Here is a 14,159-nt window from a genome sequence, read left to right as displayed (position 1 = left end):
CACTTCGCTGACATGGGGCTTCCGGGGCGCCCGCGGAAGCGCCGCTCGCTCGGCTGAGCAGGTGAGTGCGCGACGCTCTCGGTATTTATGCACTTTGCCGCACGCGGCCATGCGGTCTATGCCATGCCGCTTCGTGCATAAATAGCGGGAGGAGCGTGCACTCACCGCAGCCGCTGGGCGCCGGGCCCCCGGGGGTCGACGTCCAGCGCCGATTCGCCCGGCTCAGGCCGGCTGGAACGCGCCCGTCGCGAGCTCGACGCCCGGGGCCGCCTCGACCAGCGTGAACATGCCGCCGTCGAACGTCGCCGAGTCGAAGCCGTGCTGGCTCAGCACCCGGTGGGCGTAATACGAGCGCACGCCCGAGGCGCAGATCACGCGCACGGGACGGCCGTCCGCCAGCTGCCTCACGCCCTCGATGTACTCGCGCAGGTGCGTATGCGGCAGGTTGACCGCCTGCGGCAGGTGGCCGCTCGCGTACTCGCGCTCGCTGCGCACGTCGAGCAGCAGAGCGTTGTCCACGACCCACGGGAGGTCGTCCGCCGTCCACAAGGTGGTGGTGCCGTTGATGACGTTCTGCGCCGCGAAGCCCAGCATGTTGATGGGGTCCTTCGCGGATCCGAAGGGAGGTGCGTATGCGAGCTCGAGCTCCGCGATGTCGTCGGCAGAGAAGCCCGCCCGCAGCGCCGTGGCGAGCACGTCGATGCGCTTGTCGGCGCCGTCCGGGCCCACCGCCTGGGCGCCCAGCAGCTCGCCCGTGGGGGAGAACACGCCCATGAGGTGGAGCACCTCCGAGCCGGGGAAGTAACCGGCGTGGTTGCCGGGGTGGGTGTGGACCACGAAGTACTCGATGCCCGCCGCGTCCAGCATGCGGGGCGAGGCGCCCGTCATCGCGGCCGTCAGCCCGAACGCCCGCACGATCGCCGTGCCGAGCACCGGCTGCGCCTTGTCGACGCGTCCCATGATCGAGTCGGCGGCGCGGCGGCCCTGCCGGTTCGCGGGGCCCGCGAGCGGAACCGGACCCACCTGGCCGGTGACGCCGTGGCGCACCGCGGTCGCGTCGCCCGCAGCCCAGATGTGCGGGTCGGAGGTGCGCTGGAGCTCGTCGACCACGATCGCACCGCGGTCGGTGACGTCGAGGCCCGCCTCGGCCGCGAGCGACGAGTTGGGCCGCACGCCCACCGACACCACCACGATGTCCGCCACCACCTCGGTGCCGTCGCCGAGAGACACGGTGACCGCCGCATCGTCCCCGGCGGAGCCGGCGCGCACGCCGGTGGCCGCGACGCCGGTGCGGACGTCGACGCCGTGGGCGGTGAGCTCGGCCTCCACGAGCGCGCTCATCTCGGGCGCGAGCGGCGGCAGCACCTGCGGCGCGAGCTCGACCAGGGTGACGTCGAGGCCGCGGTGGCGGAACGCCTCGGCGGTCTCGATGCCGATGAACCCGGCGCCCATCACCACGGCGCGCCTGGCGGTGGCGGCGCGGGAGGCGAGCGAGCGTGCCTCGTCTACGGTGCGGAGGTGGGTGACGGCGGGGAGGTCCATGCCGGGGATCGGCGGGACGATCGCGTCCGCGCCGGGGGAGAGCACCAGCGCGTCGTAGGCGAGCGTCTCGGTGCCGGCGGGCGTCGCGACCAGGACGGTCTGCGCGACGCGGTCGATGCCGATGACCTCGTGCTCGGTGCGGACGTCGAGGTCGAGCGACGCGCGGAGGGTCTCCGGCGTGTGCAGCAGCAGGTACGAGTCCTGCTCGATCTCGCCGCTCACGTGATAGGGCAGGCCGCAGTTCGCGAACGAGACGTACTTGCCCTTCTCGAGCACGATGATCTCCGCGTGCTCGTCGAGGCGGCGCGCGCGGGCCGCGGCGCTCATGCCGCCTGCCACTCCACCGATCACCAGGATGCGCATGTGAGGTCCTTCCGTCGAGGTTTCGGGAACCAGGCTAACCGATACCCCCGGGGGTATATTCCGACCTTGGTCCCGATCGCGACGGATCGGGCACGATGCGCGGATGGCGGGCCCCTCGCAAGGCTCGCCGAGGTGCCGGTTCAGGCCAGCGACATGAACATCTTCTGGAGGCGCTCCTTGGCCTCCGTGGTGTCCTCGTCGGCGCGGACGCACTGCTCGAGGCCCGTGGCGATCATGGTGAAGCCGGCGCGGTCGATCGCCTTGGAGACGGCGGCGAGCTGGGTGACCACGTCGGCGCAGTCGCGGCCGTCCTCGATCATCTTCAGCACGCCCGCGAGCTGGCCGTGCGCGCGGCGCAGGCGCTTGACCACGGGGTCCATGTCCTCGGCGCTCAGGTGGATCTCGGTCATCGCGTGCTCCTCCGGGTGGTTGACGATCAGCGGCCAGGATACCCCGTGGGGGTATATGCGGGCCAGGCCGGGGGTCCCGACAGGCACAATGTCCCCATGACCGGCCCCGCCACCGACGCGCCCCGCCCGCCGCACCTCGAGGAGCTGCCGCAGGACGCGCCGCTCGACGCGCGCGCCCTCGCGCGCATCGTCGCCACCGCGCTCGACGAGGACCTGGGCGCCGCCCCCGGCCGCGACGTCACTACCCAGTCGACCATCCCCGCCGACGTCGAGGTCGCCGGCGTGGTCGCGACCCGCGAGGAGTGCGTCCTCGCAGGTATCGATGCGATCCAGGAGACGATGCGCCAGGTCGCCGAGCGCCTCGGCCTCGCTGCCCCGACGGTCACCCTGGAGGCCGCCGACGGCGACCGGCTCGCGCCAGGCGCCGTGATCGCGCGCTTCGTGGGACCGGGCCACGTGGTCCTCATCGCCGAGCGCACGCTTCTCAACATCATGTCCCGCGCCTCCGGCGTCGCCACCCACACGCGCCGCTGGGCGGACGCGCTCGAGGGCACCGGCGCGCGCGTGCTCGACACACGCAAGACCACGCCCGGCCTCCGCGAGCTCGAGAAGTACGCGGTCCGGATGGGCGGCGGCGTCAACAAGCGGATGGGCCTGTTCGACTGCGCGATGGTGAAGGACAACCACATCGTGGCGGCCGGGTCGGTGGGTGCCGCGATCGCGCGTATCGGGGAGCGCTTCCCCGACGTCCCCGTCCAGGTCGAGGTCGAGTCCGCCGCGCAGGCGGCCGAGGCGATCGCCGCGGGCGCGCGCTTCCTCATGCTCGACAACATGGGGCACGATGCGATGGCAGCCCTGGTCGCCGACGTCCGGGCGGGCGAGGGGCCGGGTGCGGGCGGGGAGCGCGGCACCGGCAAGGTGTGGCTCGAGGCGACCGGCGGGCTCACGCTCGCGAACGTGCGCGACGTCGCGGAGACGGGAGTCGACTTCATGTCGGTGGGCGCGCTCACGCACTCGAGCCCGATCGTGGACCTGGGGCTCGACCTGGCCTGACCCCGCCCCGAGCGGCCCCGCCGCGCCCGCCGCAATCCGTTCCGCACGGTCGGGCGAGCGACGCGCGGGGCTGGACCCGCGCATCGTCCCTCCGCGGCGGCGTGTCGCCGCGCGGACCGTGCCCAGCGAACCGGGAGCGTGCCCAGCGAACGGGGACCGGCCCCCGCAGCACCCCACGTAGAATCTTCCCCGTGACTGAGCAGACCGCCGCGCCCGCCCCCGCCGACACCGCAACCGCCACGGACGACGTCCCCGAGCAGATGCGCGTGCGCCGCGAGAAGCGCGACCGCCTGATCGCCGACGGCGGCCAGGCGTACCCGGTCACCGTGCCCAAGACGCACGAGATCGCGGACGTCAAGGAGCAGTACGCCACGCTCGAGGACGGCGAGGAGACGCAGGACGTGGTCGGCGTCGCCGGCCGCGTGGTGTTCATCCGCAACACCGGCAAGCTCTGCTTCGCGTCCATCCAGGACGGCGCCGGCGAGCGCCTCCAGATCATGCTCAGCCTGGCCGAGGTGGGCGAGGAGTCGCTCGCCGCCTTCAAGGCGGACGTCGACCTGGGCGACCACCTGTTCGCCAAGGGCCGCGCGATCAAGTCGCGCCGCGGCGAGGTCTCCGTGTTCGCCTCCGAGTGGGCGATCGCCGCCAAGGCGCTCCGCCCGCTGCCGGTCCTGCACAAGGACCTGGCCGAGGACACCCGCGTGCGCCAGCGCTACGTCGACCTCATCGCCCGCCCGCTGGCGCGCGACACCGCCCGCAACCGCGCCACCATGATGCGCAGCCTCCGCGACAGCCTGCACTCGCGCGGCTTCATCGAGGTCGAGACCCCGATGCTCCAGACCCAGCCCGGCGGCGCCGCCGCGCGCCCGTTCATCACCCACATGAACGCCTACGACATCGACCTCTACATGCGCATCGCGCCCGAGCTGTTCCTCAAGCGCGCTGCCGTGGGCGGCATCGAGAAGGTCTTCGAGATCAACCGCAACTTCCGCAACGAGGGCGCGGACAGCTCGCACAGCCCCGAGTTCTCCATGCTCGAGGCGTACGAGGCGTACGGCGACTACTCGACCATCGGCCGCCTGACGCAGGACCTGGTCCAGGGCGCCGCGCAGGACGTGTTCGGCACCCAGGTGGTGACGCTCGCGGACGGCACCGAGTACGACCTCGGCGGCGAGTGGGCCAACATCACCATGTACGGCTCGTTGTCGGAGGCGATCGGCGAGGAGATCACGCCCGCCACCACGGTGCAGCACCTCGAGGCGCTGTGCGCGAAGGTCGACCTCAAGGTGGACCCGAAGCGCGTCAACCACGGCAAGCTGATCGAGGAGCTGTGGGAGCACCACGTGGGCGACACGCTCACCGCGCCCACGTTCGTCCGTGACTTCCCGGTCGAGACCTCGCCGCTCACCCGCGACCACCGCGAGATCGCCGGCGTGGTCGAGAAGTGGGACCTCTACGTGCGCGGCTTCGAGCTCGCGACGGGCTACTCCGAGCTGGTCGACCCCGTCATCCAGCGCGAGCGCTTCGAGCAGCAGGCCCGCATGGCCGCCCAGGGCGACGACGAGGCCATGCGCCTCGACGAGGACTTCCTCACCGCCATGGAGTACGCGATGCCCCCGAGCGGCGGCATGGGCATGGGCATCGACCGCCTCCTCATGGCGCTCACCGGCCTCGGCATCCGCGAGACCATCCTGTTCCCGCTCGTCAAGCCCACCGAGGACTGAGGGCGCGGGCATGGAGACCTGGCAGGCGGTCGCGATCGGCATCATCCCGTCGATCGGCGTGGGCGCGATCTTCTGGTTCGCGATGCGTTCCGTGATCCGCGCGGACAGAAATGAGCGTGCCGCTCTCGCTGAAGAAGATGCCAAAGCGGCTGCCGCTCAGGCGTCGCCGGCAGGGGACGATGCGGCGGCTGAGACCGCCGACGAGCCTCGCCAGGCCTAGGGTCGCGGTGGCGGCGCGGCTCGCTCAGGCGCGGCGCAGCCGGGTGAGCAGAGCCGTGGTGATGGCCACGACCGTGGGTGAGCCGTCGAGGCCGTCGCCGGAGCGGTAGACCCGGCATGCGAATGCGCTGGTATTCGCACCGGTAGGGAGCAGGTCGCTGCCGTCGACAAGGATCGTCGGCGATCCCGCGAAGCCGATCCGGGCGGTGTCAACCCGTGTGGTCACGACCACCGGTTCGACGGCGACGTCACCGAGCCCGAGCCCATCGAGCGCCTCTCGAGTCCGCACGAGCGCCGCGCTCGCGTGCGGACACCCTGCGATCGACACGACCTGCACCTGCATTTCTCGATTCTCCGCCGGGGCGCGCGAGAAATCGCGCGAAGAGGCGCGCCCATTGCTTTCGCCGATAATCGTCCCCCGCTTTTTCCACGGCGCCGCGAGGCGAATTGACGCGCATCACAATGAAATGCGAATATCGCCTCACCTCCCGTGAAAGGAAATGCAGTGGCGCAGAAGGTTCAGGTCGTTCTGGTCGATGACGTCGACGGCTCCGTCGCGACGGAGACCGTCTCGTTCGCTCTCGACGGCTCGTCCTACGAGGTCGACCTCAACGAGGCCAACGCATCCGCCCTCCGCGACGCGCTCGCGCCGTGGATCTCCGCCGGCCGTCGCACCACCACCCGCAAGGTGACCGCGAAGGTGCGCCGCGCATCGTCCGGCGGCGACGCCGCGGCCATCCGCACGTGGGCCAAGGAGAACGGCGTCGACGTCCCCGAGCGCGGCCGCATCCCGGCCAAGGTCCGCGAGGCCTACGACGCCGCACAGTGACGCTCCTCTGGGGCACCTACCCGGCGGCCGGGCTCGGCACGCCGGCGGGGCTGGGCGAGGGGATCTTCCGGTCGGCGGCGCCTGAGTCGCCGCACGCCGAGCGCGTCCTCGAGCTGCCCGCGCCGTCCTTCCTGATCGCGCACCCGACGCTGCCGCTGGTGTACGTCGCGTGCGAGCTCGCCGCCAGCCAGGTGGTGGTGCTCGACGTGCGCCGCCCGGCCGCGCCGCGCATCGTCGCGACCCTGGCGACCGGCGGCGCCGACGCCTGCCACCTGCTCCTCGCGCCCGACGCGCTCACGCTCTACGTCAGCCACTACTCGAGCGGCGACCTCGCGGTCATCCCGCTGGGGATGGACGGGCTACCCAGGGACGATGCGCCGGCCCAGCTCCTCGGTCACGCCGGCTCGGGCCCGGTGGAGGAGCGGCAGGAGGGCCCGCATGCGCACTCGGCACTGTTCGCGCCCGGCGGGCGGCACGTGCTCGTGGCGGACCTCGGGACCGACGAGCTGCGCCGCTACCAGGTGCTCGCCGACGGCCTGCTCGACCCCGACGGGATCGCCGCGACCCTGCCGCCGGGCGCCGGACCGCGCCACGTCGCGGTGCGCGGACACCTTCTCTATGTGACGTGCGAGCTGGACCACCAGCTGCGGACCTTGCGCTGGGATCCGGAGTCCGCGACGGCCGAGATGGTGGCGGAGGTGCCGTCCACGCTGGCGGCACCCCGCAGCGCCGAGCTCCAGGACGCGCACGTGCTGCTGGTGCCGGGCGTCTCGCGCGGAGCCGGCGACGTGCTGTTGGTGAGCGTGCGCGGCGCGGACGTCATCAGCGTGTTCGACGTCGCGCCCGAGGGTGAGCTCACCTACCGGGGCGCGTTCGACGCCGGGCACTGGCCCCGGTACTTCGCGGTGCTGGGCGACCGGCTGGTGGTGGGGGAGGAGCGCGGGCATCGCGCCCGCTCCTTCGCGCTCGCGGACGTGCTGGGGCTGCCGGCGGAGCAGGGGATCGGCGACGTGGTGTCGCTGCCCTACGCGGAGGGCGAGATCGAGAGCCCGGCCTGCGTGATCCAGGTCTGACCCGCGGCCCCCTCTCCTGCCCACCACTTCGCTCAGCACGGTTTCACCGGGTGTGACGAGGCGTGTCGCCCGATTCGGCCCGTGATCGCCGGGGTGTCGCGGGCGAAACCGTGCGACGCTTCTATGTTTGTCAAGCGGCGGCTGCTTGGGTGAGGGTGCGGTAGATCTGGCGGGCGAGGTATCGCTTGAGGCAGCGGCGGATGGCTTTGGTGGAGAGGCCTTCTGCGCGGCGGCGTGCGACGTAGTCCTTGGTGGGCTGGTGGTGCGACATCCGTGTCAGCGTGATCGCGTGCAAGGCGCTGTTGAGTCGTCGATCACCACCTCGGTTGAGCCGATGCTTGCTGGTGTTGCCCGATGACGCGGGGATCGGGCTGACTCCCGCGATGGCGGCGAATGCCGCTTCGGAGTGGATGCGTCCGGCGTGGGACCAGGACGTGAGGATCGTGGCTGCAGTGATCGCGCCGACGCCGGGCATGTCCAGCAGCGGCGCTGCGTCCGACACCGCGACCAGCGCCGCGAGGTCGCGCTCGTTGGCAACGAGGTCGTCTTCGGTGGCGCGGATCACACGTGCCATGCGGCGTGCTTCCCGACGTGCGGTCGCGACAGCGACGTCCTCGTTGCGATCACGCCAGGCATCGATCGTGGCGATCTGGACGGACGTGAGGGGCCGGCGGGCATCGATGCCTAGGTCGACGGTCCGCACCAGCGCGGTCAGAGCGTTGATCGTCGCGATGCGATAGGCGTTGAGTTGCTCACGGGCGCCGACGAGGATGCGTGCCGCCGCACGAACACCCTCGTCCGTGCGGGGTTCACGTAGCCGTTGGACGTCGGCAGCCAGCACGGACCGGGCGATCAGCTCCGCGTCGATCGGGTCAGACTTGCCCCGGCCCGCTCGTAGCCCCTTCGGAGTCGGCAAGGGCTCGACGACGCGCAACTCGGCGTCCCGGCATGCGCGAGCGAGCTGGGCGCCGTACGCGCCGATCCCTTCGATCACCACAAGGGTGAACGTCAGCGACTGGATCCGTCGGATGATCCAGGTCACGGCGCGGGACATCCCGGCGCCGGTCGCGGGGAACGACGCTGATGCTTCGACCGCGCCTGTTGCTGCCGCAACGACGGTGAGGGTGTGAGTCCGGGCATGCGTGTCGATACCGATGACATGGGCGTAGGTGTTTGCGACGATAGCCATGGTGGTGGAGCTCCTTTCGGGTGTGACGTCGCCATCTAGGACCGGCGTCGACCCGGTGGAGTCACTGCGAGGCACTCCTGCAACCAGCCACAACGCTTTGCGGGTTGGGCATGCTTCTATCAAGCCATCGCGGTGGGCGGGACGGCGCCGGTCCCCACACCCGACCGGACATGCCGCACGACAGACACCGCATGCGCGGGTCAGGAGCGAACTGAGTCACGATCAGGCGCAAGCACCAGCATCCGCCCCGCCAGCCAGCCCCGGGCCAGCCACGCCCGAGACTTGCAGGAGCGAACTCGAGAGGGGGCGGCGGGACCTCAGTCCAGCACGCGCCCGCCCGCCCCGACTAGGCTGACCGCATGACCTACACACTGATCCTGCTCCGCCACGGCGAGAGCGAGTGGAACGAGAAGAACCTGTTCACCGGCTGGGTCGACGTCCCGCTCAACGAGAAGGGCACGGGCGAGGCCACCCGCGGCGGCGAGCTGCTCAAGGAGGAGGGCATCCTCCCCGACGTGCTCCACACGTCGCTCCTGCGCCGCGCGATCATGACCGCGAACCTCGCGCTCGACGCCGCGGACCGCCACTGGATCCCCGTGAAGCGCAACTGGCGCCTCAACGAGCGCCACTACGGCGACCTCCAGGGCAAGAACAAGGCCGAGACCCTCGAGCAGTTCGGCGAGGAGAAGTTCATGATCTGGCGCCGTTCGTACGACGTTCCGCCGCCGGAGATCAGCGCCGACAACCCCTGGACCCAGGAGGGCGACCCGCGCTACGCCGGCGAGGCCATCCCGAAGACCGAGTGCCTCAAGGACGTCCTCGAGCGCGCCCTCCCCTACTGGGAGGAGGCCGTGGTCCCCGACCTCAAGGCCGGCAAGACCGTCATGGTCGCCGCGCACGGCAACTCGCTCCGCGCGATCGTCAAGCACCTCGACGGCATCGCGGATGACGCGATCGTGGGCGTCAACATCCCCACGGGCATCCCGCTGGTCTACCACCTCGACGAGGAGACCCTGAAGCCCACCAACCCCGGCGGCACCTACCTGGACCCGGAGGCCGCCGCGGCCGCCATCCAGGCCGTCGCCAACCAGGGCAAGAAGAAGTAGCAGGGAGGACGATGCGCGGGTCGCCCCTCGTACGAGGCCCGGCCCCCGCATCGTCCCCCTGAACCACGAAGCCCCCCGACCGTCCGGTCGGGGGGCTTCGCGTATGCCTGGCGGGTCAGATCTTGGCGTCGGAACCCGAGTGGTCGCCCGTGACCAGGTAGACGATGCGGCGGGAGATCCCCACCGCGTGGTCGCCGAAGCGCTCGAAGTAGCGGGCGAGCAGCGCGATGTCGAGCGTGTTCTGCGCCGAGCCCGTGTAGGTACCGTCGATGAGGCTCTTGTAGGCCTGCTCGTGGAGGGCGTCGAGGGTGTCGTCGTCCTCGACGATCGCGGCGGCGACGTTGAGGTCGCGCGTCTCGAGCAGGCGGATGATCTCGCCGGCGGCCTCGGTGGCGGCCTTGCACATGCCCTCGATGATCTCGCGGTGCGAGTCGGGGATCGCGGACTCGGGGTACGAGCGGCGGACGTCCTTCGCGATGTGCTCGGCGAGGTCGCCCATGCGCTCGAGCGACGCGGAGATCCGCAGCGCGGAGATGATGGTGCGGAGGTCGAGGCCCACGGGCTGCTGCTGTGCGATGAGCAGGACGCAGCGCTCGTCGACCTGGTGCTCGAGCTCGTCGAGGGCCTCGTCGTCGGCGATGACGGTCTGGGCCAGCTCGAGGTTGCCGGTGAGGATGGCCTCCGAGGCCTTGGTGATCGCGGACTCGACGTGGCGGGCCATCGCGACGAGGTCCTCGGCCAGGACCGCCATCTCGGCGTTGAACAGGGTGCGCATGACTCTCCTTACAGACTCAAGGGCTCCAGTCTGGCATCGGGCGGGGGGACGATGCGCGCGTCACCCTCGCGGACAGGTGAACAATCGGGGGTCGCCGTGAACATTGGGTGAACTCCCAGGGCGATGGATACTGTGGCGCCATGAGCCCCGAGGTATGGATCGCCGCCCTGGTGGGACTGGTGATCGGCGTCGGCATCACCGCCGCGCTGCAGTACTTCCGGACCCAGGAGGTCATCCAGGAGAACACCCTGGTCCCGCACCGGACCAGGCAGCTCATGGGGGTGCTCCAGGCGGGCGCCGTGGTGATCCGGCGCGACCGCCGGGCCGCGTTCAGCAACCAGATGGCGGCCGCGCTGGGCGTCTCGCGCCCCGACGGCGCGCTCAACTCCGACCTCGCCGACCTGGCCGAGGAGGCCTGGCGGCGCGGCGAGGCGATCGAGTCGGAGATCGCGGTGCAGCGCGGGGTGCTGCGGACACCGAGGTTCGTGCACGCGCGCGTCACCCCGGTCGACGACGAGCTGTGCCTGGCCCTGGTCAACGACAACACGGAGTCGCGCGCCGCCGAGCAGTCGCGCCGCGAGTTCGCGGTCAACGTGTCGCACGAGCTCAAGACGCCGATCGGCGCGATCAGCCTGCTCGCGGAGACCATCGAGGAGGCCTACGACGACCCGGAGATGGTCCTCAGGTTCTCCAAGAAGATGCGCAAGGAGGCCCGCCGCCTCACCAAGCTCATCCAGGAGATCATCGAGATCACCCGGCTGCAGTCGAGCGGCTCGGTGGCCGATCAGGAGGAGCTGCACCTCGACGGCGTGGTGCACGAGGCGGTCGAGGCGGCGCGCGTGATGGCGGAGGCGAAGGGCATCCGCCTGGTCACCGACGTGCGCGCCCACCCCTCGGTGTACGGCGACCGCGACCTGCTGGTGATGGCGTTCAGGAACCTGGTCGACAACGCGGTCCAGTACTCGGACGAGGGCAGCCCCGTCACCGTGTCCGTCGACTCGCGCGACGGGGTGGCGTCCGTCGCGGTGATCGACCGCGGCATCGGCATCGACTCCACGGACGCCGAGCGGATCTTCGAGCGCTTCTACCGCGCGGACCCGGCCCGTGCCCGCGACACCGGCGGCACGGGGCTGGGACTCAGCATCGTCAAGCACATCGCCCTGCAGCACGCGGGCTCGGTCGCGCTATGGTCCGAACCCGGTGTGGGGTCCACCTTCACCTTCAAGCTGGCAGTTCACCAGGAGGAATCATGACCGAGGCGCGCATCCTCGTCGTCGAGGACGAGGAGTCGTACCGCGACTCGCTGCAGTTCCTGCTCGAGCGCGAGGGCTTCACCGTCGCGCTCGCGGCCACCGGCACCGCCGGGCTCGAGGCGTTCATCCGCGACGGGGCGGACCTCATCCTGCTCGACCTCATGCTGCCGGGTATGTCCGGTCCCGAGGTGTTCCGCGCGGTGCGCGAGCGCTCCGACGTGCCGGTCATCATGGTGACCGCGAAGGACGACCAGGTCGACAAGATCATCGGCCTCGAGCTGGGCGCCGACGACTACGTCACCAAGCCCTACTCCGGCCGCGAGCTGGTCGCGCGGATCCGGTCGGTGCTGCGCCGGTACGCGGCGGGGCAGCGCGACATCATCGACGAGCCCGAGCGGCTCACCGTCGCCGGGATCACGCTCGACCCCGAGCGCCTGCAGCTCACCCGCGACGGCGAGACGCAGTCGCTGCCGCCCAAGGAGTTCGCGCTGCTGCACCTGCTCGCGCAGAACGCCGGTCGGGTGCTTCCGCGGCAGGTCATCATCGACCGCGTGTGGGGATCCGACTACTTCGGCGACACCAAGACGCTCGACGTGCACATCAAGCGGATCCGTTCCCGTGTGGAGGCCGACCCGTCCGAGCCGACGCTCATCCACACCGTGCGCGGGGTCGGGTACAGCTTCGAGGGCTGAGGCGCGTTCCGCCTGACCCGGCCCGCGCATCGTCCCTCGGCCGTGCGGGACCCGGCCCGCGCATCGTCCCTCCGCCGGCGTGCCTGCGCCCCGCTGCCCCATTGATAGCCCCGTGCAGAGGAGTGGCAGCAGATGGGCACTCCCGTATCAACGGAACGCGTGCGCCTCGCCGGGACGCGAGCCGGTGCCGGTCGCGGCCCTCGCCGTTTTCATGCAAGTTCGGCAGGGTCGTGGGCGCTGCGGACGGTCCGCGCTGCTTCGCGCGGTGCTACTACCAGGCACGACGCTTGCGCGGCTGCCGCCGAGCGAGCGTCACGATGTGTGCTGGCACGCGTGGAGGCGCTCAAAGTGCATAAAAACCGCGAGCATCGAGACTTGTACCGCCGCGGTGAGCGCGGAACGGGGAGCGGAGCGGGGGGCGGTGCGGGGAGCGGGGTGGAGCTCGGGCCCGGAACCGGTGTGCCTGCGCCCCGGATGCTGGATTGATAGCCCGGAGCAGAGAAGTCGCCCGGGATGTGCACTCCCGTATCAACGGAACGCGGGGGACCTGCGCGGGACAGCGGTGGCACCGCGCCAGGATCGTAGCGGAGCCCCACCGCGACGCCCGCGCGGACCCCAGGATCGTCACGATTCCATCACGACGGGTCCCGGTTCACCGGATGTTCACCCTGAGTTCAGAATCCCCCCTGCACCCCGTTACCTCGCGTGCCTACCGTGATGGTCATCCGGCAAGCAGCCGGGACCCCATGAACGTGAGGATTCAGAAGTGAAGGCTTTCACCCGTAGCGGCGTCGTGCTGACCGCCGCAGTGCTCTCGCTGTCGCTCGCCGCCTGCTCGGCCTCGAACGAGGAGCCGCCCGCCGGCTCGTCGGAGTCCGCCGCGTCGACCTCCGAGGCGATGACCGAGCTCGCGGGCAACCTCCAGGGTGCCGGCGCCTCGTCGCAGGAGTCCGCGATGGACGCGTGGCGCGCTGGCTTCCAGTCCGCCAACCCCGACGTGACCGTGGGCTACGACCCGGTCGGCTCCGGCGGCGGCATCGAGCAGTTCCTCGCGGGCGCCGTGCCCTTCGCCGGCTCCGACGGCCTCCTGGCCGAGGAGGAGTACACCGCGGCCATCGAGCGCTGCGACGGTGACGGTGGCGCGCTCCACCTCCCGATGTACATCTCGCCCGTCGCCGTGATCTTCAACCTCGAGGGAGTGGGCTCGCTCAACCTCGACTCGGAGACCATCGCCAAGATCTTCAACGGCGAGATCACCAAGTGGGACGACGACGCGATCGCGTCGCAGAACGAGGGCGTCGAGCTCCCGTCGACCAACATCACCGTGGTGTTCCGCTCCGACTCGTCCGGCACCTCGGAGAACTTCACCGACTACCTCGAGCAGACCTCGGGTGGCGCGTGGCCGTACGAGGCCACCAAGGAGTTCTCGACCGAGGCCTCGCAGTCCGTGGGCGCCGACGGCACCTCCGCCGTGGTCGACACCGTGACCTCGACCGACGGCGCCATCGGCTACGCCGACGCCTCGCGCGCCGGTGACCTCGGCACCGTCGCGATCAAGGTCGGCGAGGAGTACGTCGCGTTCTCCCCGGAGGCCGCCGCGAACATCATCGCCGCGTCGCCGCTGTCCGACACCGCCAACGGTGAGAACGACCTCGCGTACGCGATCGACCGCACCACCACCGACTCGACGGCCTACCCGCTGACGCTGGTCTCGTACCACATCGTCTGCGCGCAGTACGACGACGAGACCGAGCGCGCGCTCGTCACCTCGTTCGAGAAGTACGTCGCCTCGGAGGAGGGCCAGGCCGCCTCGGCCGAGGCCGCCGGTTCGGCTCCGCTGCCCGCGGACCTCTCGGCCCAGATCACCGCGATCCTCGACGAGATCGCGGCGGCCTGACAGCCTCGTAGGACCTGAAGGTGGTGGGCTCGCC

At 70.9% G+C, this 14,159-nt stretch carries 14 protein-coding genes; 9 read left to right on the top strand and 5 right to left on the bottom strand.

Annotated features, from left to right (window positions below; genetic code table 11):
- Positions 1 to 222: 222 nt before the first annotated feature.
- Positions 223 to 1,905, bottom strand: coding sequence for an FAD-dependent oxidoreductase (locus tag AOM05_RS09565; RefSeq protein ID WP_062521643.1), 1,683 nt, complete (start codon positions 1,903 to 1,905; stop codon positions 223 to 225).
- Positions 1,906 to 2,045: 140 nt separating this feature from the next.
- On the bottom strand, positions 2,046 to 2,306 hold the full coding sequence (locus AOM05_RS09560) for a metal-sensitive transcriptional regulator (protein ID WP_082097458.1): 261 nt from the start codon (positions 2,304 to 2,306) through the stop codon (positions 2,046 to 2,048).
- Positions 2,307 to 2,411: 105 nt separating this feature from the next.
- Between AOM05_RS09560 and nadC the strand changes: the two genes are divergently transcribed.
- The 3 genes from nadC (at position 2,412) to AOM05_RS09545 (ending at position 5,312) form a co-directional block, all read left to right on the top strand.
- Positions 2,412 to 3,368 carry a carboxylating nicotinate-nucleotide diphosphorylase gene (nadC, locus tag AOM05_RS09555; protein ID WP_062521640.1) on the top strand — a complete coding sequence of 319 codons (957 nt, stop codon included), beginning with the start codon at positions 2,412 to 2,414 and terminating at the stop codon, positions 3,366 to 3,368.
- A 260-nt stretch (positions 3,369 to 3,628) separates the two neighbouring features.
- Positions 3,629 to 5,092: a lysine--tRNA ligase gene (gene lysS, locus AOM05_RS09550; protein WP_062522009.1), complete on the top strand. Its 1,464-nt coding sequence runs from the start codon at positions 3,629 to 3,631 to the stop codon at positions 5,090 to 5,092.
- 10 nt (positions 5,093 to 5,102) lie between these two features.
- Entirely contained in the window at positions 5,103 to 5,312 is a 210-nt protein-coding gene (locus AOM05_RS09545; protein ID WP_062521638.1) for a hypothetical protein, read from the top strand.
- 24 nt (positions 5,313 to 5,336) lie between these two features.
- Here the strand turns inward: AOM05_RS09545 and AOM05_RS09540 are convergent, their stop codons facing one another.
- A complete protein-coding gene (locus AOM05_RS09540) occupies positions 5,337 to 5,654 on the bottom strand; it encodes a hypothetical protein (protein ID WP_062521636.1) in 318 nt (105 codons plus the stop codon).
- Positions 5,655 to 5,816: 162 nt separating this feature from the next.
- Here AOM05_RS09540 and AOM05_RS09535 point away from each other — a divergent pair, with 162 nt between their 5' ends.
- A complete protein-coding gene (locus AOM05_RS09535) occupies positions 5,817 to 6,140 on the top strand; it encodes a histone-like nucleoid-structuring protein Lsr2 (RefSeq protein ID WP_062521634.1) in 324 nt (107 codons plus the stop codon).
- On the top strand, positions 6,137 to 7,213 hold the full coding sequence (locus tag AOM05_RS09530; RefSeq protein WP_062521632.1) for a lactonase family protein: 1,077 nt from the start codon (positions 6,137 to 6,139) through the stop codon (positions 7,211 to 7,213). Before AOM05_RS09535 ends, AOM05_RS09530 begins: the two co-directional genes overlap by 4 nt.
- 130 nt (positions 7,214 to 7,343) lie before the next feature.
- Here the strand turns inward: AOM05_RS09530 and AOM05_RS09525 are convergent, their stop codons facing one another.
- Complete coding sequence (locus AOM05_RS09525; RefSeq protein ID WP_062521630.1) at positions 7,344 to 8,402, bottom strand: IS110 family RNA-guided transposase; 1,059 nt, start codon at positions 8,400 to 8,402, stop codon at positions 7,344 to 7,346.
- Between the two features lie 359 nt (positions 8,403 to 8,761).
- Here AOM05_RS09525 and AOM05_RS09520 point away from each other — a divergent pair, with 359 nt between their 5' ends.
- Positions 8,762 to 9,508 (top strand): phosphoglyceromutase, encoded by a 747-nt coding sequence (locus AOM05_RS09520; protein WP_062521628.1) that lies wholly within the window; start codon positions 8,762 to 8,764, stop codon positions 9,506 to 9,508.
- A 115-nt stretch (positions 9,509 to 9,623) separates the two neighbouring features.
- On the opposite strand, the gene phoU is transcribed toward AOM05_RS09520, so the two are convergent.
- Positions 9,624 to 10,283, bottom strand: a complete 660-nt coding sequence (gene phoU, locus AOM05_RS09515) for a phosphate signaling complex protein PhoU (RefSeq protein ID WP_062521626.1) — start codon at positions 10,281 to 10,283, stop codon at positions 9,624 to 9,626.
- A gap of 140 nt (positions 10,284 to 10,423) precedes the next feature.
- On the opposite strand from phoU, the gene AOM05_RS09510 reads away from it, so the two are divergent.
- The 3 genes from AOM05_RS09510 (at position 10,424) to pstS (ending at position 14,125) form a co-directional block, all read left to right on the top strand.
- A complete protein-coding gene (locus tag AOM05_RS09510; protein WP_062521624.1) occupies positions 10,424 to 11,536 on the top strand; it encodes a sensor histidine kinase in 1,113 nt (370 codons plus the stop codon).
- Positions 11,533 to 12,228: a response regulator transcription factor gene (locus AOM05_RS09505; protein ID WP_062521623.1), complete on the top strand. Its 696-nt coding sequence runs from the start codon at positions 11,533 to 11,535 to the stop codon at positions 12,226 to 12,228. Before AOM05_RS09510 ends, AOM05_RS09505 begins: the two co-directional genes overlap by 4 nt.
- Before the next feature lie 766 nt (positions 12,229 to 12,994).
- Positions 12,995 to 14,125, top strand: coding sequence for a phosphate ABC transporter substrate-binding protein PstS (gene pstS, locus AOM05_RS09500; protein WP_062521621.1), 1,131 nt, complete (start codon positions 12,995 to 12,997; stop codon positions 14,123 to 14,125).
- Positions 14,126 to 14,159: the final 34 nt, after the last annotated feature.

The sequence above is a fragment of the Demequina silvatica genome, assembly GCF_000971215.1.
Taxonomy (GTDB): domain Bacteria; phylum Actinomycetota; class Actinomycetes; order Actinomycetales; family Demequinaceae; genus Demequina; species Demequina silvatica.
The sequence above is the reverse complement of the archived record's forward strand: the minus strand, read 5'-3'. Positions and strand labels throughout refer to the sequence as shown.